This is a genomic window from Microbacterium forte, from assembly GCF_031885415.1.
Classification (GTDB): domain Bacteria; phylum Actinomycetota; class Actinomycetes; order Actinomycetales; family Microbacteriaceae; genus Microbacterium; species Microbacterium forte.
Genome location: NZ_CP116871.1, coordinates 2,439,469 through 2,456,115, shown reverse-complemented (window position 1 = coordinate 2,456,115; position 16,647 = coordinate 2,439,469). Strand labels below are relative to the sequence as shown.

General features: G+C 68.5%; 19 protein-coding genes and 1 pseudogene. 9 read left to right on the top strand and 11 right to left on the bottom strand.

Annotated elements, in window-relative coordinates:
* Positions 1–5: 5 nt before the first annotated feature.
* A complete protein-coding gene (locus OB895_RS11785) occupies positions 6–803 on the top strand; it encodes a siderophore-interacting protein (protein WP_309692514.1) in 798 nt (265 codons plus the stop codon).
* A 52-nt stretch (positions 804–855) separates the two neighbouring features.
* Here the strand turns inward: OB895_RS11785 and OB895_RS11780 are convergent.
* A pseudogene (locus tag OB895_RS11780) lies at positions 856–1,806 on the bottom strand (aldo/keto reductase); the annotation flags it as partial.
* Between the two features lie 223 nt (positions 1,807–2,029).
* On the opposite strand from OB895_RS11780, the gene OB895_RS11775 reads away from it, so the two are divergent.
* The 3 genes from OB895_RS11775 to arr all read left to right on the top strand — a co-directional run bounded on the left by OB895_RS11775 (position 2,030) and on the right by arr (position 3,267).
* Positions 2,030–2,266 (top strand): hypothetical protein, encoded by a 237-nt coding sequence (locus OB895_RS11775; protein WP_042540995.1) that lies wholly within the window; start codon positions 2,030–2,032, stop codon positions 2,264–2,266.
* Positions 2,263–2,517 (top strand): hypothetical protein, encoded by a 255-nt coding sequence (locus tag OB895_RS11770; protein ID WP_042540993.1) that lies wholly within the window; start codon positions 2,263–2,265, stop codon positions 2,515–2,517. The genes OB895_RS11775 and OB895_RS11770 overlap by 4 nt, the downstream gene beginning before the upstream one ends.
* A 339-nt stretch (positions 2,518–2,856) precedes the next feature.
* Positions 2,857–3,267 (top strand): NAD(+)--rifampin ADP-ribosyltransferase, encoded by a 411-nt coding sequence (gene arr / locus OB895_RS11765; protein ID WP_079113849.1) that lies wholly within the window; start codon positions 2,857–2,859, stop codon positions 3,265–3,267.
* Positions 3,268–3,525: 258 nt separating this feature from the next.
* Here the strand turns inward: arr and OB895_RS11760 are convergent, their stop codons facing one another.
* The 7 genes from OB895_RS11760 to OB895_RS11730 form a co-directional block, all read right to left on the bottom strand.
* The gene (locus tag OB895_RS11760; RefSeq protein ID WP_311877764.1) at positions 3,526–4,287 is read right to left on the bottom strand and encodes a Pr6Pr family membrane protein; all 762 of its coding nucleotides are present in this window, start codon (positions 4,285–4,287) and stop codon (positions 3,526–3,528) included.
* Positions 4,288–4,327: 40 nt separating this feature from the next.
* Positions 4,328–5,281, bottom strand: coding sequence for a sugar kinase (locus OB895_RS11755; RefSeq protein ID WP_311877763.1), 954 nt, complete (start codon positions 5,279–5,281; stop codon positions 4,328–4,330).
* Positions 5,278–5,946 (bottom strand): bifunctional 4-hydroxy-2-oxoglutarate aldolase/2-dehydro-3-deoxy-phosphogluconate aldolase, encoded by a 669-nt coding sequence (locus OB895_RS11750; protein WP_231567569.1) that lies wholly within the window; start codon positions 5,944–5,946, stop codon positions 5,278–5,280. The genes OB895_RS11755 and OB895_RS11750 overlap by 4 nt, the downstream gene beginning before the upstream one ends.
* A gap of 4 nt (positions 5,947–5,950) precedes the next feature.
* Positions 5,951–7,177 (bottom strand): D-mannonate dehydratase ManD, encoded by a 1,227-nt coding sequence (gene manD / locus OB895_RS11745; RefSeq protein ID WP_311877760.1) that lies wholly within the window; start codon positions 7,175–7,177, stop codon positions 5,951–5,953.
* An 81-nt stretch (positions 7,178–7,258) separates the two neighbouring features.
* Positions 7,259–8,650 carry an MFS transporter gene (locus tag OB895_RS11740; RefSeq protein WP_042540985.1) on the bottom strand — a complete coding sequence of 464 codons (1,392 nt, stop codon included), beginning with the start codon at positions 8,648–8,650 and terminating at the stop codon, positions 7,259–7,261.
* Positions 8,651–8,700: 50 nt separating this feature from the next.
* The gene (locus tag OB895_RS11735; RefSeq protein ID WP_079111894.1) at positions 8,701–9,705 is read right to left on the bottom strand and encodes an L-idonate 5-dehydrogenase; all 1,005 of its coding nucleotides are present in this window, start codon (positions 9,703–9,705) and stop codon (positions 8,701–8,703) included.
* Positions 9,702–11,231, bottom strand: a complete 1,530-nt coding sequence (locus OB895_RS11730) for a mannitol dehydrogenase family protein (RefSeq protein ID WP_228385609.1) — start codon at positions 11,229–11,231, stop codon at positions 9,702–9,704. The genes OB895_RS11735 and OB895_RS11730 overlap by 4 nt, the downstream gene beginning before the upstream one ends.
* A 151-nt stretch (positions 11,232–11,382) precedes the next feature.
* On the opposite strand from OB895_RS11730, the gene OB895_RS11725 reads away from it, so the two are divergent.
* The 3 genes from OB895_RS11725 to OB895_RS11715 all read left to right on the top strand — a co-directional run bounded on the left by OB895_RS11725 (position 11,383) and on the right by OB895_RS11715 (position 12,939).
* Positions 11,383–12,348, top strand: coding sequence for a LacI family DNA-binding transcriptional regulator (locus OB895_RS11725; protein ID WP_042540981.1), 966 nt, complete (start codon positions 11,383–11,385; stop codon positions 12,346–12,348).
* 70 nt (positions 12,349–12,418) lie between these two features.
* Entirely contained in the window at positions 12,419–12,679 is a 261-nt protein-coding gene (locus OB895_RS11720; protein ID WP_042540979.1) for a type II toxin-antitoxin system prevent-host-death family antitoxin, read from the top strand.
* Positions 12,676–12,939, top strand: a complete 264-nt coding sequence (locus tag OB895_RS11715; protein WP_079111896.1) for a type II toxin-antitoxin system RelE family toxin — start codon at positions 12,676–12,678, stop codon at positions 12,937–12,939. Before OB895_RS11720 ends, OB895_RS11715 begins: the two co-directional genes overlap by 4 nt.
* A gap of 45 nt (positions 12,940–12,984) precedes the next feature.
* Here the strand turns inward: OB895_RS11715 and OB895_RS11710 are convergent, their stop codons facing one another.
* Positions 12,985–13,413, bottom strand: coding sequence for a MerR family transcriptional regulator (locus OB895_RS11710; RefSeq protein ID WP_079111897.1), 429 nt, complete (start codon positions 13,411–13,413; stop codon positions 12,985–12,987).
* Between the two features lie 116 nt (positions 13,414–13,529).
* Between OB895_RS11710 and OB895_RS11705 the strand changes: the two genes are divergently transcribed.
* Positions 13,530–14,255: an SDR family oxidoreductase gene (locus OB895_RS11705; protein ID WP_079111898.1), complete on the top strand. Its 726-nt coding sequence runs from the start codon at positions 13,530–13,532 to the stop codon at positions 14,253–14,255.
* A gap of 45 nt (positions 14,256–14,300) precedes the next feature.
* A complete protein-coding gene (locus OB895_RS11700; RefSeq protein ID WP_079111899.1) occupies positions 14,301–14,711 on the top strand; it encodes an MOSC domain-containing protein in 411 nt (136 codons plus the stop codon).
* Positions 14,712–14,751: 40 nt separating this feature from the next.
* On the opposite strand, the gene OB895_RS11695 is transcribed toward OB895_RS11700, so the two are convergent.
* Both OB895_RS11695 and OB895_RS11690 read right to left on the bottom strand, forming a co-directional pair.
* Positions 14,752–15,378 (bottom strand): response regulator transcription factor, encoded by a 627-nt coding sequence (locus OB895_RS11695; RefSeq protein WP_079111900.1) that lies wholly within the window; start codon positions 15,376–15,378, stop codon positions 14,752–14,754.
* Entirely contained in the window at positions 15,375–16,559 is a 1,185-nt protein-coding gene (locus tag OB895_RS11690) for a sensor histidine kinase (RefSeq protein WP_079111901.1), read from the bottom strand. The genes OB895_RS11695 and OB895_RS11690 overlap by 4 nt, the downstream gene beginning before the upstream one ends.
* Positions 16,560–16,647 lie beyond the last annotated feature (88 nt).

Here is a 16,647-nt window from a genome sequence, read left to right as displayed (position 1 = left end):
GCAAAATGCCGGACCAGCCTCGTCGAACCCCCAGCCAAGCCGTGCTCAGCGTGCAGCGGGTGGAGCAGGTCAGTCCTGACCTCGTGCGCATCACGGCCGGAGGCGACGGGTACGAGGCCTTCACCGACAACGTCTTCTCCGACAAGTACGTGAAGATCCTGTTCGCCGACCCGCGCCACGGGCTCACTCCTCCGTACGATCTCGCGCAGCTGCGCGAGGAGAGCCCCGAGAAGCTGCCCACCCGACGCACCTACACGGTGCGCGCGGCGGATGCCGAGCAGCAGCGTCTCGTGATCGACTTCGTCGTGCACGGCGACGAGGGCGTCGCGGGCCCGTGGGCTCGGTCGGCCCAGATCGGCGACACGCTCGTCGTCAGCGGAGCAGGCGGCGGGTACCTGCCCGCGCCGGGAACCCCGTGGCATCTGCTCATCGGCGACCACACCGCCCTCCCCGCGATCTCGTCGGCCGTCGAAGCGATGGACGCGGATGCCGTCGGGCACGTCATCCTCACCGTCGCCGACCCGGCCGACCGCCTCCTGCCCGAGGCGCCGGCCGGTGTGACGGTTCGATGGACCGACTCGGATGACGAGCTGCTGGCCGTTCTCGCCGAGCTGCCCTGGGGTGCGGGTCACCCCGGAGTCTTCGCGCATGGCGAGCGCGGAACCATCAAGGCCGTGCGGGCTCTGCTGAAGCAGCGCGACGTGCCGAGAGAGTCACTGTCGATCTCGGCCTACTGGGCACGGGGCCGCGCAGAGGATCAGTTCCAGGCCGAGAAGCGCGAGCCCATCGGTCAGATCGAGTAACGCTCGACCTGGGCCAGAAACCCTCCGGCTCGCGAGGCGTATAGACACTGGTGAGCGCTTCGAGCTCGGCGGGTTCGAGGTGGATGCTGACGGCCGCGACGGCATCCTCGATGTGACCCGCTTTCGTTGCGCCGACGATCGGCGCCGTGACCGCGCTCTGCTGAGCGACCCATGCGAGAGCGATCTGCGCGCGGGAGACTCCTCGAGCCTCGGCGACGCGAGCGACCGCCTCGACGATGGCGCGGTTCGACTCCTCTTCGCGGCGATACAGCGTCGCTCCGAAGGCATCCGTCGCGGTGCGTGCGGTCTTCTCGTCCCAGTCGCGTGTGAGCTTGCCGCGCGCGAGCGGCGACCAGGGCAGCACCCCGACTCCGGAGTCGAGGCAGAAGGGGTGCATCTCGCGCTCCTCTTCGCGCTGCAGCAGGTTGTACTGGTCCTGCATCGACACGAACGGCGTCCACCCGTTCTGCGCCGCAACGTGCTGAGCCTTCGCGAACTGCCATGCCCACATCGACGACGCTCCGATATATCGCGCCTTGCCGGAGCGGACGACGTCGTGCAGAGCCTGCATCGTCTCCTCGATCGGCGTCTGCGGATCCCATCGGTGGATCTGGTAGAGGTCGACGTGGTCGGTGCCGAGGCGCCTCAGGCTCGCGTCGATGCCCGAAAGGATGTGGGCGCGACTGAGCCCGGCCTGGTTCGCCCCCGGTCCCATGCGCCCGTGCACCTTGGTCGCGATCACGATCTCGTCGCGGTTCGCGAAGTCGGCCAGCGCGCGACCGACGAACTCCTCGCTCGTGCCGTCGGAGTAGACGTCAGCGGTGTCGAAGGTGGTGATCCCGGCTTCGAGCGCGTGCCTGATCAGCGGACGGCTGGCCTCTTCGTCGAGGGACCACCCGTGCGTGCCGCGATCCGGGGCGCCGAAGCTCATGCATCCGAGAACCACCGGGGAGATCCGGAGTCCTGAGCGACCGAGCCTCACGCTGTCTGCTGTGTCGAGCATCCGAATACTCCCTCGTGTCGTGGTCTGCGATCGATGCTCTCACGGTGCGGAGCGGTCAGGGGCGGCGGTCAGCTGAATCCGAACAGCACGAGCACGAGCGCGACCCCGATCGCCGGTCCGGTGTGGCGGAATCCTCCCCGTCTCGAGGTCAGCTGTCAACCGCCCTGCGCTCGCCGCGGATCGGACGGATCATTATGGTCCGGACGAATCAGAGGAGGGCACCATGTCGAACATCGACGCATTCGCCAACAGCTTCCCGCCGAACATGCCGGGAGTCCCCCCGGTCGACGACTTCACCGATGGGACGTTCCCCACCGACACCTCGCAGCCTGAGACACAGGGCGACGAGCCGCTCGAGGCCGAGCTCGGCGAGGACGGACAGGGCGACCTCGCCCCGGAAGACGAAGGCCTGCCGCACAGCGGCGATGCGCCGTCGGATCTGCGGGACGGCACCGAGTGACCAGCGACGGTGAGAAGTCCGGCCGGGATGTGAGCGGCGCAGAACCCTCCGAAGACGGGATCGCGGCGCTCATCGAGGATCGGGATGCCGACGACCCTGACCAGGTCGGGGAGATTCCCGCGGGCAACGCCGGCGCGGACTCCGGAGGGTCGGGTCCGGTGCGGGTCGATCCGTCCTCGGAGTCATCCGTGCAAGACGAGTCTGTCCACAACGACGAGCCGGGTGTCGGCACGCGTCGCTCCGGCGACTGAGGGACTGAGGCAGGCGCTCCGCCGGGAGGAGAACTGCGCTTCGGGAGGAAGACTGCGCTTCGGGAGGAGAGAATCCGAGGATTCGTCCTCCCCAGGCGCAGATCTCCTCCCCACGCGCATCGCGCTCTCCCCAGGCAGTGCCGTCCCGAGGCAGTGCCGTCCCGAGGCGCAGTGCCTTCTCCGGGCGCAGTGCCTTCCCCGGGCGCAGTGCCTTCCCCGGGCGCAGTGTCCTCCCCACGAGCAGTGCCTTCCCCGCACACGGATCTCCCCCTCCCGTGTAGATCGGCGCCCGGGCAGAGTGCCCTTCCGCGGCATCCGGAGCAGTCGTAGGCTGTGCCGGTGAGCGACGCACTGGATGACGGGCCCTTCTTCCACGGCACCAAGGCGGATCTGCGCCCGGGCGACTTCTTGACGGCGGGGTTCGCGTCGAACTACCGCCCCGAGATCGTGATGAATCACATCTACTTCACGGCCGTGGCTGATGGCGCGGGTCTCGCCGCCGAGCTCGCGCCGGGTGATCGTGAGCCGCGCGTGTACGAGGTCGAGCCGACCGGCGACTTCGAGAACGACCCGAATGTGACGGACAAGAAGTTCCCCGGCAATCCGACCCGCTCCTATCGCAGCAGTGCGCCATTGAGGGTCGTCCGCGAAGTGCTCGACTGGACCCGCCTCTCTCCGGAGGCGCTCGCCACCTGGCGGGAGAGGCTCGCCGCACTCCACGCCGACGACAGTGCCGAGATCATCAACTGACTCGCAGGCCTCGCACATCTGCAGGACCGAAGCACGGATGCAGGGCAGGAGCTCGAGTTCGGTCCTGCATCCGTGCCGTGGTCTTGCAGACGGACCGGGGGTCGCCTGTGACCGGGCCTGGGCCCAAGGCGCCGTCGGGAGGAGATCTGCGCTTCGGGCGGAGGGAATGCGAGGATTCATCCTCCCTAGGTGCAGTTCTCCTCCCGAGGCGCAGTGCCGGTGCTGCGCGCAGCCTCCCCAGGCGCCGCGAGGAACGGATCAGTGCCGTGCGACCCGTCGGGCGAGTGCGCCGAGCGCGCGGTCGATGATGACGAACACGAAGCCGACAGCGATGAGGGCGATCGTCAGGGCGATGATCCACTGGGCGACGCCGCCGAGACCGAGCGCGTCGACGTCCATGAAGGGGTACGGATACGTCTGGCCGGGCGTGAACTCTCCGCCGAGCGCTCCATAGGCGAACGCCCACGTCAGGTACGCGTAGGGGACGAGCGTCCACAGCAGCGGGTCGACCCACCGGAACGATCCCTTCGGCACGAAGAGCAGCCAGTCGACGATGACCAGCACCGGCGTGATGATGTGGATCAGGTTGTCGGTGAGCGAGAAGATCTCGGCGTCGCCGTCGGCGAACCGCGTGGGCACGAGCACGATGAGATAGATGAGCATCGTGACGGTGATCGCGAACATCACCGCTCCGCTGCCCCTGGCACTGGGCGTCGAGGTGCCGAACGGGCCGCTCTGACGCAGGTCTCGGATGGTCCGGACGATGAGGAACAGCACCCAGGCGAGACAGAGCAGATTGCTGACCATCGTGTAGAACAGCACGGTCGTCCACGAGGGGTCGCCGGTCAGGAGGTTGGCGTGCCGGATGACACCGGTGAGGATGACAGCCAGCGCCAGGAGTCGGTAGACGAGCGCGACCGGTCGGGAGTTCACCGCAGCGTGCGAGAACAGCGCTCTGCGCGCGGGCTCTGCATCGGGTAGGCCGGAAGCCGTGGACGGAGAGATGACGGCTTTGGACATCCTTCGAGGCTACGCGTTCTCGGGCTGCTTCAACGCCGGATCAGCGCCGCACCGGGTCGGAATCACCGTCGACGAACCGCTCGAGATCGCGCAGGGTCGGAGCGGCCTCCCAGTCACCGGGAACCAGGCAGGCCATCGCGCCGCAGGCGTTCGCTCGCCGCAGCACGGCCTCGAGATCCTGGCCGTCGAGCAGAGCGCTGAGATAGCCGGCGACGAAGGCGTCGCCCGCACCCACGGTGTCGACCGGGTCGATCGTGAACCCGGGCGCGCCGACCAGGGATCCGGCCGTGAAGACCGAGGCGCCGTCGGGACCCTGCTTGAGCACGGTCGTCGCGCACCCGGCATCGTGCAGTCGTGCCGCCGCATCCGCCACCGAGATCCCGGGATACAGGATGGCGAACTCCTCGGCGCCGCCGAAGACGACATCGGAACGCTCGGCGATGTCGCGCAGCGCCGGGCCCGCGACCGCGGGGGAGGCGAGCGCCGAACGGTAGTTGATGTCGAAGCTCACCCTGGTTCCGGCTGCACGCGCCCGGTCGATCGCGAGGTGCACGGCAGCCTCGGCCGTGTCGGACAGCAGGGGAGTGATGCCGGTGATGTGCAGCAGGGAGGCGTGTTCGACCCATCCGTCCGGCAGATCCTCCGGCCGCAGCCGGGATCCGGCCGACCCCGCGCGGTAGTAATGCACGGCGGTGGATGCCGCAGACGGGCGCTCCTTCACCATGAGGCCGGTCGCGGCATCCGGGTCGACGATCGCTCGCACGTCGACGCCGTCGCCGCGGATCTCCCGCGCGACGCGCTCACCGAGGGAGTCGTCGCCCACGCGTCCGAGCCACGACGTCGGGATGCCGAGCCGGACGAGGCCGATCGCGACGTTGCTCTCGGCGCCGCCGATGCCGAACGCCAGGGAGTTCGCGTGCCGCAGCGAGCCGATCTCGGTCGTGCGCACGAGCGCCATGGTCTCGCCGAGGGTGACGACAGACGGCGAGGTCACGCGGAGTCCCGCGCGCACACCTCGACGAACGCGGCCGCGCGCTCGCGCAACGCGGCGAGATCGCCACCGTTGAACGCATCGCCGAGCAGCGGACCGCCCACGCTCACCGCGACCGCACCGGCTCGCAGCCAGGCCTCAGCACCCGCGAGGTCGACTCCGCCGGAAGGCACCGCGACGAGGTCGGGGAAAGGCCCACGCAGGTCCTTCAGATATGCGGGGCCGACCTGACCCGCGGGGAACACCTTGACCGCAGACGCACCCGCAGACCACGAGGCGAACAGCTCGGTCGGCGTGAGTCCGCCCGGGACGATCGGCACACCGGCATCCGTCGCCTGGGTGACGAAGTCGGTCGACGTGATCGGGGTGACGATGTACGCCGCGCCGACCTCGATCGCCCGAGCCAGGTCGGCCGTGTTGGTGACGGTGCCGATTCCGAGGTCGACCGTGTCGCCGAACCGCGCGAGCAGCTGGGGGAAGTGCTCGAACGTACCCGGAGTCGTGAGCGTGAGCTCGACACTGCGGATGTCGGCGTCCACGAGCACGTCGAGCACGGCGTCGTAGTCCTCCGCCCGCTTCGCCCGTGCCACGACGATCAGTCTCGAGTCGACCGTGCGCTGCGGCAGGGCGACCCGGCGCGGCTCGCCGGTCATGGCCTCACCAGTCATGGCCTCACCAGTCATGGACGGTCCCGTCGAGCAGACGGTTCACCGGCAGGTAGGCCTTCGTGTAGTCGTGGCCTGCCGCGGCATCCTCGTCGAGGTCGACACCGAGTCCGGGCTTGTCGCCGGGGTGCAGGAAGCCCTTGTCGAACGTGAAGGAGGTCTGGAACACCTCGAGCGTCTGCTCGTTGTGCGGCATGTACTCCTGGATGCCGAAGTTGTGGATCGCGAGGTCGAGGTGCAGCGCCGCGGCCATGCCGACGGGCGAGATGTCGGTCGGACCGTGGATGCCGGACTTGATGCCGTAGATCGCGGCGAAGTCGAGCAGCTTCTTCATGGCCGTGATGCCACCGGTGTGGGTGACGGCAGAGCGCACGTAGTCGATCAGGCGCTCGGTGATGAGGGTCTGGTAGTCGAAGACCGAGTTGAAGACCTCGCCGATCGCGAGCGGCGTCGTCGAGTGCTGGCGCACGAGGCGCAGCGCGGTCTGGTCTTCACCGGGGGTGCAGTCCTCGAGCCAGAACAGGTCGTAGGGCTCGATGTCCTTCGCGAAGCGCGCGGCCTCGATCGGCGACATCCGGTGGTGTCCGTCGTGCAGGATGCGCAGGTCGGCGCCGAAATCCTCGCGGATCTGCGAGAAGATCCCCGGCATGTGGTTGAGGTAGTTGCGGGTGTCCCACGTCTCTTCGCTGGGGCGGTCGCCCGAGCGCTTGGCGGGCTCGTAGTCGTAACGCACGCCGGGGCCCGTCGACGAGACGCCGTAGATCTGGCCGAGGCCGGGCACGCCGGTCTGCACGCGCACCGCGGTGTAGCCGAGCTCCTCGTAGCCGGTGATGGCGTTCTTGAGTGCGGCGTAGTCGGTGCCCGACGCGTGGGCGTAGACGCGGACGCCCTCGCGGCTGGCGCCGCCGAGCAGCTGGTACAACGGCATCCCGGCCTTCTTGGCCTTGATGTCCCAGAGCGCCATGTCGACCGCGGCGATCGCCGCCATGGTCACCGGGCCGCGACGCCAGTACGGGCCGCGGTAGAGGTACTGCCAGGTGTCTTCGATGCGGTCCTCGTCGCGGCCGATGAGCATCGAGGCGACGTGCTCGGAGAGATACGAGGCGACGGCGAGCTCGCGTCCGTTGAGAGTGGCGTCACCCAGGCCGACGATGCCGTCGGAGGTCGTGATCTTGAGCGTGACGAAGTTGCGTCCGGGGCTGGTGATGTTGACGTCGACGATCTCGATGGTCATGTCGTTCTCCTGAAGAAGCGGGTCGAAGTGGGGGTGCGGGCGTTCGGGCGCCCGCACCCCGGGTCGTGATGAGCGGTTCGGTCAGATCGCGTCGCGGGGGTCCGTCAGATCGCGACCGGCGACCTCGGGCATCCAGATCGATGCGACGAGCGCGCTCAGGGTGAAGATGAACAGCATGATGATGATCGGGATGAACGAGCCGGTGACGGCCGACACCCATGCGGCGGCGATGACGGGGCCCGCACCGGTCGCGACGATGGCGGCGATCTCTCGTGCCATGGCCGTGAAGGTGTAGCGGTTGCGGGAGCCGAAGAGCTCGGGCAGCGTGAGGTTCTCGAGCGATGCGAAGCTCATCACCGCGAGGTTGTGCAGCACGACATAGCCGACGAAGACCTGCACGGTGTCCTTGCTGCTGATCATGAGGATCGTCGGGACGATGACGATGAGCGCGACGATCGACCAGACCATGTACATGCGCTTGCGGCCGAAGCGATCGCCGAGCCAACCGGACAGCGGCACGGTGATGAAGGCGACGAGCGACGAGACGATCACGGCGTTGACGCCGATCGAGCGGTCGAGCAGCAGCACGACGGTGATGTAGCTGATCAGGTACGTCTGGATCATGCCGGAGTTGCCGGCCTGGCCGAAGCGCAGCAGGAGCGCGATCGAGAACGCCTTCCACGGCTTGCGCTGCAGCGCCTCGAGAGTGCGGATGTCGTTGGTCTCGGTGGCGAGCTTCACGACCTCGTCGCGAGAGAGCGCCTTGCCGTCGACGACGTCGTCGCGCTCCTCGAAGACCGGGGTCTCCTTGAGGTTGAAGCGCACCCAGATCGCGAAGAGCATGATGACCGCGCTGGCGATGAAGGGGATGCGCCATGCCCAGGCGATGACCTCGTCTTCGCTGTAGGCGACGAGGAGGATGGCCCAGATGCCCGAGGCGAGCAGCGTGCCGCAGTTGGTGCCGAGGGCGACGAGCGAGGCGATGATGCCGCGGCGCTTGGCCGGTGCGTACTCGGCGAGCATGACGCCGGCACCGGAGATCTCGGCTCCCGCGCCGAAGCCCTGCGCGATGCGCAGCAGCACGAGGAGGATCGGTGCGAGGACGCCCACCTGGTTGTAGGTCGGCAGGAAGCCGATCAGGGTGGTCGCGAGACCCATCAGGAGGATCGTGTAGAACAGCACCTTCGTGCGGCCGGTCTTGTCACCGAGACGAGCGAAGAAGAACGCACCGACCGGGCGGGCGACGTAGCCGACCCCGTAGGTGGCCATCGCGGCGACCACGGCGACTGCCGGGTTCTCGGAGGAGAAGAACAGGTCGGCGAAGACGAGCGCGGCGGCCAGCGAGTAGAGCTGGTAGTCCATGAACTCGAGCGCCGTGCCGAGCCATCCGGAGATGGCGGCGCGGACGAGGTCTTTGACCGACCTCTTCTCGGCGGGGTCGACGGCGGTGGCCGTCGTCTGCGGTTCTGACATGGGAGGTACTCCTTCGGACCAGGAACAGGCGGGTGTCGGGTGGGGTGTCGCTAGAGGGAGAGCAGGACCTTCGCCGAAGCGGACGAGTTGCGGGCGAGCTCGAAGGCCTGGACGGCGTCGGATGCCGGGAGGACGTGAGAGATGACGGAGTCGAGGGCGTCGGACTCGGCCAGCAGGGCGACCGCGTCGTCGATCTCGGTGGAGAAGCGGAAGGCGCCGCGGATGGTCAGCTCCTTCGCGAGCATCGGGGCGAGGTTCACTCCGATATCGGCGTTCGGGAGCATCCCGACCTGCACGATCGTGCCGGCACGGCGGGCGGCGCGGACGGCCTGCGTGAGGGCGACTCCGACGCCGGAGCACTCGAAGACCACGTCGTACGACTCGTTGTCGATCGTGTCGCGGCCGACGAGCGAGACCTCGGTCGCGCCGAGGTTCTTCGCCCGCTCGAGGGGCTCTTCGCGCACGTCGCTGGCGCCGACGACCGATGCCCCCGCGTTGACGGCGGCGGCCACGACGAGGAGGCCGATGGGCCCTGCGCCGATCACGAGCACGCGCTTGCCTGCGATGTCGCCGGCGAGGTTCACGGCGTGGATCGCGACGGCCAGAGGCTCGGCGAGGGCGGCGCGCTCGAGGGGAAGCGAAGCCGGAAGCACGCGGATCATCTGCTCTTCGACGATCAGCAGCTCGGATGCTCCGCCCTGACGGTGCGGGTTCGCCGCGGCGCTGCCGAAGTAGTCACCGCCGGGGCGCAGGTGCGGGCGGTCCTCGAGACCGGGCACCTCGGGGCCGTAGCGCGCGGGGTGCACGGTGACGGGGGTTCCCGGTGCGAGGCGACCTGACGGATCGAGGTCGACGACACCCGAGAGCTCGTGACCGGGGGTCAGCGGCTCCTGGATCGTGTACTCGCCGTTGGCGCCGTGGAAGTAGTAGTGCAGGTCGGATCCGCAGATGCCCACGTAGTTCACGCGGAGGCGCACCTCGCCGTCGCCGGGGGTGGGAACCTCGCGGTCCTCCCAGCGGATGTCTTCTTTGCCGTGGATGGCGAGAGCCTTCATGGCTGCATCTCCTCTGCGCCGGTGAGTGATGATGTGGTCTGGGATGCCGAGACGGCATCGGCGATCGCGGCATCGACGCCGCGTCGCTGGATGGTGTCGACGAGCTCGCCGACGCGGGTGATGAACGCATCCTGAGATCCGAGTTCATCACCGAACAGGTGCAGTTCGCCGATCACGCGCTGCGCGAGCTCGCGTCCGTCGCGAGCGCTCGCCGCGTATCCTGCGAGGCGTTCGCGGGCGCCGTCGGTCATCGCGGCGGCGTGCGGGCCGGGGTCGAAGCCCGGCAGGGGAGCGAGGCACGACAGGTAGCCGGCGACAGTCAGGGCGATCAGGTGCGGCATCCCCCCGTTGCGGATGGCGAGCATGGCCGGCTCGGGGATGCGCTGACGCAGCTTGACCGAGCCGTCGGTTCCGACCTGGCTGGTGCGGTGGCCGAGGGCGCTGTTGGCCCAGCGCTCGAACAGCTCGCTCTCGTAGGCGCGGATGTCGACGCCGGACGGCACCTCGATCGAGGGTTCGTACTCGTCACGCAGCACGGCGCGCGCGGCACTCTCGATGCCGTCGAGTCCGATCGCCTCGGGGATCGTGCCGACTCCGCTGAGCGCACCGAGGTAGGCGATGAGGGAGTGCGTGCCGTTGAGCAGCCGCACCTTCATCTGCTCGTAGCGTCCGACCTCGTCGGTGAACACGGCGCCGCCGGCCTCCCAGGCGGGGCGGCCGCCGGCGAAGCGGTCTTCGATCGCCCACATCGTGAAGGGCTCTGCGGGCACGGGGATGTCGTCGGTGGCGCCGAGCAGGGCGCTCACGCGGGTGCGCAGCTCGGCGGTCGTCGAGGGCACGATGCGGTCGACCATGCTCGAGGGGAACGAGACGGAGCGGTCGAGGAACGCGAGCGCATCTGCGCCCTCCGAGCCCGGCAGCTCGTGCAGGAACTCGCGAACGAGCTTCTCGGTGTGCGCGCCGTTCGACGAGAGGTTGTCACAGCTGAGGATCGAGATCGGTGCGCCGCCGGCAGCGGCACGGGCCTGCAGGCCGCGGGCGAGCTGGCCGATCGTCGAGCGAGCGGCACCGCCACGGAGGTCGGCGCGCACGGTGTCGTCGTCGAGATCGAGGCGCTGCGTCGCGGGGGAGTAGCTGTAGCCGTTCTCGGTGACGGTGAGGGTCACGATGCGGATGCCGGGGTCGGCGATCTGCGCGATCACGCGCTCGGGCTGCTCGGCGCCGACGAACGCGTCGGTGTGCACCCCGGGGATGGTCAGCGACGTGCTGCCGGGGCTGATGGTCGCGACCGAGTAGAGCATGTCCTGCGCGTGCATCGCGTCGACGATCGAGCGTGAACGCGATGCGACGCCGACGATTCCCCAGTCGCCGCCGGCGGACTGGAGTGCTGCTGCGGTGTAGACGGCCTGGTGTGCGCGGTGGAAGCTGCCGAGTCCGAGGTGCAGGATGCCTGCAGCAGTCGGGGCGACCAGGGGGGATGCGGTCGCAGAGGTCGTGCGGCGCAGGGCCGGTGCTGGGATGCTCACGCGGTGGCTCCTTCGCTCGGGGCCGCGCACCGCTGAGGGTGATCGGCGTTGATCGTCATGCAAATCAGTGTGCATCTTTTGTACAAACTTGTCAACACGTTTTACATCCGAGTGGGGGATCGTAGGATTGCTGCGAGAGCGGGAGGTGAAGATGGCAGCGACGCTGACGGACGTGGCACGACGAGCAGGCGTCTCGATCGCGACCGCCTCCCGCGCGTTCGGAGAGCCGGATCGTCTCGCGCCGAACACCCTCGGTCGCGTCCTCGAAGCCGCGGGGGAGCTCGGCTACTCCACCCCGCAGTCAGCCACCGCGACCCGCACGTTCGGGGTCGTCGTACCCGACGTGTCGAACCCTGTCTACGCGACCCTGCTCAAGGCGATCCAGGGGCAGGCGTGGCACGGGCGTCACCGCATCGTGCTGTTCGACGCCGATGAAGACCTGCGCCGTGAGCGCGAGCAGATCGAGCAGGCCCGCAAGCTCGACGGGATGCTGCTGTGCAGCCCTCGCCTTCCCGATGCCGACGTGCTCGAACTGGTCGGCGACACCCCTTACGTCGTGGTGAACCGCCAGATCGACGGCGCCCCCTGCGTGCTGATGGACACCGAGCACGGGCCGGCGCAGGCGATCGAACACCTCGCAGCGCTCGGCCACACGCATATCGCGTACGCGGCGGGTCCTCGCGGATCGTGGGCCGATGTGCGTCGCGCCGACACCGTGGCCCGCGCATGCGAGCGCCACGGCATCCGTCTCACCGGCCTCAGCCACCACGCCGCATCCATCCAGGGTGGCCGAGCGGCCGCCGCCCCGGCCGCAGCGAGCGGCGCCACGGCCGTGATCGCCTACAACGACCTCGTCGCCCTCGGACTCGAGGCAGGACTGCTCGAGCTCGGCAAGCGCTGCCCCGCCGACATCAGCATCGTGGGCATCGACGACATCGACCTGGCCGGCGCGGTCACGCCAGCGCTCACCACGGTGCGGATGCCGATCGAACGCAGCGGTGCGCTCGCCGTGGATCTGCTGCTGCAGGCGATGAACGGCACGGCGATCGACGACGTCGTGACTCTGGGCTCGCAGCTGATCGTGCGCGCCTCCACCGCTGCTCCTTCCGCTTCCTGAGGGCCGTGTCTTCACAACAGCCGGCGAGGCAGAATGTCGGCATTATGTACATAAGTGATATTCTCGACATATGAACACGATCACCCGCAGCGTACCGTCGAAGGATCTGCGTGACAGCCTTGCCGATGTTCTCGGCGGGGTCGCTTATGGCTCAGAGCGCGTGGGCGTCACGCGCCATGGCAAGCTGACGGCCGTGGTGATCAGCGTCGATGACCTCGAGCTGCTCGAAGAACTCGAGGCGGCCCGCGACGCCGCCGAGTTCGCGGTCGCTCGAGCGGCTGATGATGGTCAGCGGGTGTCGCTGGATGAGCTGCGCGCAGAAGTCGCGTGACGCGCTTTCGGGTCGAGTTCACGACTGCGGCTGCCAGAGACATCCGCAAGCTCGACCCGCAGATTCGCCGACGGATACTCGGCGGGGTGGCCGATCTCGAGCACGATCCGCGTCCACACGGATGCCGCAAGCTGGCCGGGTACGACAACGCCTGGAGAATCCGAGTCGGCGACTATCGGGTTCTCTACGAGGTCACCGATGAGCAGGTGCTCGTGACGGTCGTACGTGTCGCGCACCGACGCGCCGTCTACAACATGTGAGCGCCTGCCGCGGTCGCACCTGGTCGCTGAGGCCCTTCAGCGAGCTCAGATCCGGGCGTGCGTGGTTGCGGCCGCCTCGATGGTGACGTGTGGTTCCCACGCTGGGTGCCGGAGGGCCGGGCAGTGTTCCGGCGTGGGGTTGTGGGCGATGTCGATGATGAGGTCCAGGGCATCGCGGGCGGCCGTGAGCCCCTCGATGGCGCCGGTGATGCGATCGCGTTCCGCTGCCAGCAGGGCGAAGGCCTCCGGGGAACCGTGTCCGGTGTCGACGCAGGGCAGCAGCTGCGCGATCGTGCGGCTCGGCACCCCCGCAGTGAAGAACTGCTGAACGAGTCGGACGCGCTCAACGGCCGACACGGCATACTCGCGCTGTCCGCTGGGCGTGCGCTCCGAGGCGAGCAGCCCCTGCTCTTCGTAATAGCGGAGCGCCCTCGTGCTGACCCCTGCCTGACGTGCGACCTCGCCGATCCGCATCCGTTCCTCCGTGTTCGTGACTGGGACTTGACCTTGACGTCAACGTCAAGTTCTAGCGTAGTGGTGTCGGCCCGATCGGGCCGGAGAGCGCACAATCCCAGCGAAGCAAGGAACCCATGAACGTCACCGACCAGATCGCCCTCGTGACCGGAGCAAACCGCGGAATCGGCCGTCAGTTCGTGCTCGAACTGCTCGAACGCGGTGCCCGAACCGTCTACGCGACTGCCCGCCGCACCGACACGCTCGACTTCGACGACCGGCGCGTGGTGCCGTTGCGGCTCGATCTGCTCGATCACGAATCGATCGTCGCGGCGGCCGGTGTGGCCCAGGACGTGACTGTCGTCGTGAACAACGCGGGGATCTCCACGGGTGCCGGCCTGGTGGCCGGCGACCTGTCGGAACTGCGCCGCGAGATGGACACCCACCTCTGGGGCACCCTCGACGTGATCCGCGAGTTCGCTCCCATCCTCTCTGCGAACGGCGGCGGCGCGGTCGTGAACGTGCTGTCGGCGCTGTCGTGGTTCGCGTCTCCGGGTGCCGGAGGGTATGCCGCCGCGAAGGCTGCGGCATGGAACATGACCAACGGGGTTCGGCTGGAGCTCGCCGGTCAGGGAACCCTCGTGCAGGGCGTGCATCTCGGTGCCGCCGACACGGATCTCATGGCGAACTACGACGGGCCCAAGATCGATCCTCGCGACGTGGCCCGTCGGTCACTCGACGGCCTCGCGGACGGTTCGATCGAGGTGATCGTCGACGACTGGAGCGCGATGGTGAAGGCATCGCTCGCGGGGGACCCCGCCGTGTTCTACGCCAAGATGACGGAACTGCTCGGCGCCGCCTGAGGTCGCGTCTGCGTCGTCTCACGATCAGCGGAAAGCCCGGCTGAGGTGCAGCATCTCTCCCGGGTTCGACGCGACCCGACGCAGCCCAATCTCCGCCAGGTTCATCTCATGCACCGAGAACTGTTCGATGAGGTCGACGCGGATGTCTCTCCGGGTGATCTGGGCGAGAACATCACCACCGAGGGGATCGATCTGCTCGCCCTCACCCGAGGAACGCTGCTGCGGCTGGGAGCGGACGCCGTGGTCGAGGTGACGGGGCTGAGGAACCCGTGTCTGCAGATCGATCGTTTCGAGTCTGGTCTGCTGAAGCAGGTCGTCGGGACCGACTCCGAAGGTCGCACGGTGCGCAAGGCGGGAGTGATGGGTGTCGTGCTCGCCGGCGGTGTCGTGAAGCCCGGCGATCTGGTCGTGGTGGAGATCCCTGCGGGGGTGGGTGAACCACTCGCTCCCGTGTGAGCACTCGATCCGGCCCGGATCTCCCGGGACGCTCCAGGTCTCAGCGGAGAATGCCCTTCCGGCGGGCCTCCGAGACCGCGGCGGTGCGTGAGCTGACGTCGAGCTTCGAGAAGATGTGCGCGAGATGCGACTTCACGGTCGTCTCGCTGACGAAGAGCTGTTCTGCCACCTCGCTGTTCGATCGCCCGGCGGCGACGAGCTCGAGCACCTCGATCTCGCGACTGCTGAGGCTGACGCGGGGCGCGCGCATGCGGTCGAGCAGGCGGGAGGCGATCACCGGCGCGAGCGCGCTCTCTCCGGCTGCCGCCGCGCGCACGGCGGCGGTCAGCTCATGCGGTGGGGCGTCTTTCAGCAGGTAGCCGCTCGCGCCGGCCTCGACGGCGCCGAGGATGTCGGCATCCGAGTCGTAGTTGGTGAGCACGAGAACGTAGGGCGGAGCCTCGAGCGCACGGATGCGTCGCGTCGCGTCCACGCCCGTGGCCTGGGACTGCGAGCCGAACTGCAGGTCCATCAGCACCACGTCGGGGTTCTCGCGCTCGGCGCAGGCGACGGCCTCGTCGGGTGTCGACGCTTCTGCGACGACCTCCAGGTCCGGTTCGAGGCCGAACAGGGCGGTGAGACCGGCGCGGACGATGGGGTGATCGTCGGCGATGACGAGGCGGATCATGCGAACTCCGTCAGAGGGAGGTCGACGGTGAGCGTCGTTCCCCGTCCTGGTGCCGCATCGATCTCGAGCCTCCCGCCCAACTGCTGCACCCGCTCGGCGGTGGCGCGCAGACCGAAGGAATCCGACTTCTCGGCGGTCCCCGGTGCAGGAATCTCCGCATCGAACCCGGTTCCGTCATCTTCGACGGTGAAGTGGAGGTGGTCGTCCTCGATGCCGATCGTGACCGTCGCCGTCTTCGCGTGAGCGTGCTGGATGACATTGGCGATCGCACCCTGGGTGATGCGCAGCAGGGCCGTCTGCAGATGCATGGGCAGGACGACCGTGTCGGACACCCGCACCTGCACGTCGAGTCCCTGCGTCGCCCATTGCGTGCGGGCCAGTCGGCGCAGCGCCCCGCCGAGGGTCTGGTCGTCGAGCTGGGGAGGCGTCAGCTCGCGGATGAACCGCCGCGCCTCGACGAGGTTCGCAGCAGCCGTCTCGCGAGCGAGCCTGATGTGCTCGATCCCCGGGCGCGCGTCGTCGGCGCGCTCTGCGGCATGCAGCAGCATCTGGATGCTGGAGAGTCCCTGCGCGAGCGTGTCGTGGATCTCACGGGCGAGGCGGGCGCGCTCTGCGAGGACGCCGGATTCATGCTCCCGCGCGGCGAGCTGTCCGCGGGTCGCGAGCAGCTCACTGACCAGCGCTTCGCGTTGCTGGGCCTCCTTCGCCAGAGCCTGGTAGCCGAGGCCGATCAGGAGTGCGACGCCGGCACCGACGAACGGGCCGACCACGCCGCCGACGCTCCACCCGCCGTGAATGCCGAGGGCGTACACCGCGACGATCGTCGACACGAGGATCGCGGCCGATCCCGCCCAGCGTCCCAGCAGGTGGAGGAACAGGAAGAACAGAGGGAAGACGAGATAGGCGGCATCGGCACTCTGCCAGAGCAACCCGAGCCACTCTGCCGAGAGCAGGGCCAACCAGACGAGTGACACGGGTCGTCGACCATGGGAGAGCCGGGCGAGCAGCACACCCGAGGCGTACGTCACGCCGACGATCAGTGCCAGCACGATCGCGGCGACGCTCGACTCCGACGGGTCGAGCACGGCGCGGGCGATGACGACCCCCGTCAGGGCGAAGAAGAGGACGTGGAGGCCCGTCCGCAGACCCACGAACACCGGGGTCAGAGCGGTATGCGCCATGAATCGAACTCTACGCCGACGCACCGAGCGCGGCATCGTCCGAAAGGACGATCGAGGCGTACTCATCCTGGCCGGGGAACGCTCTCCG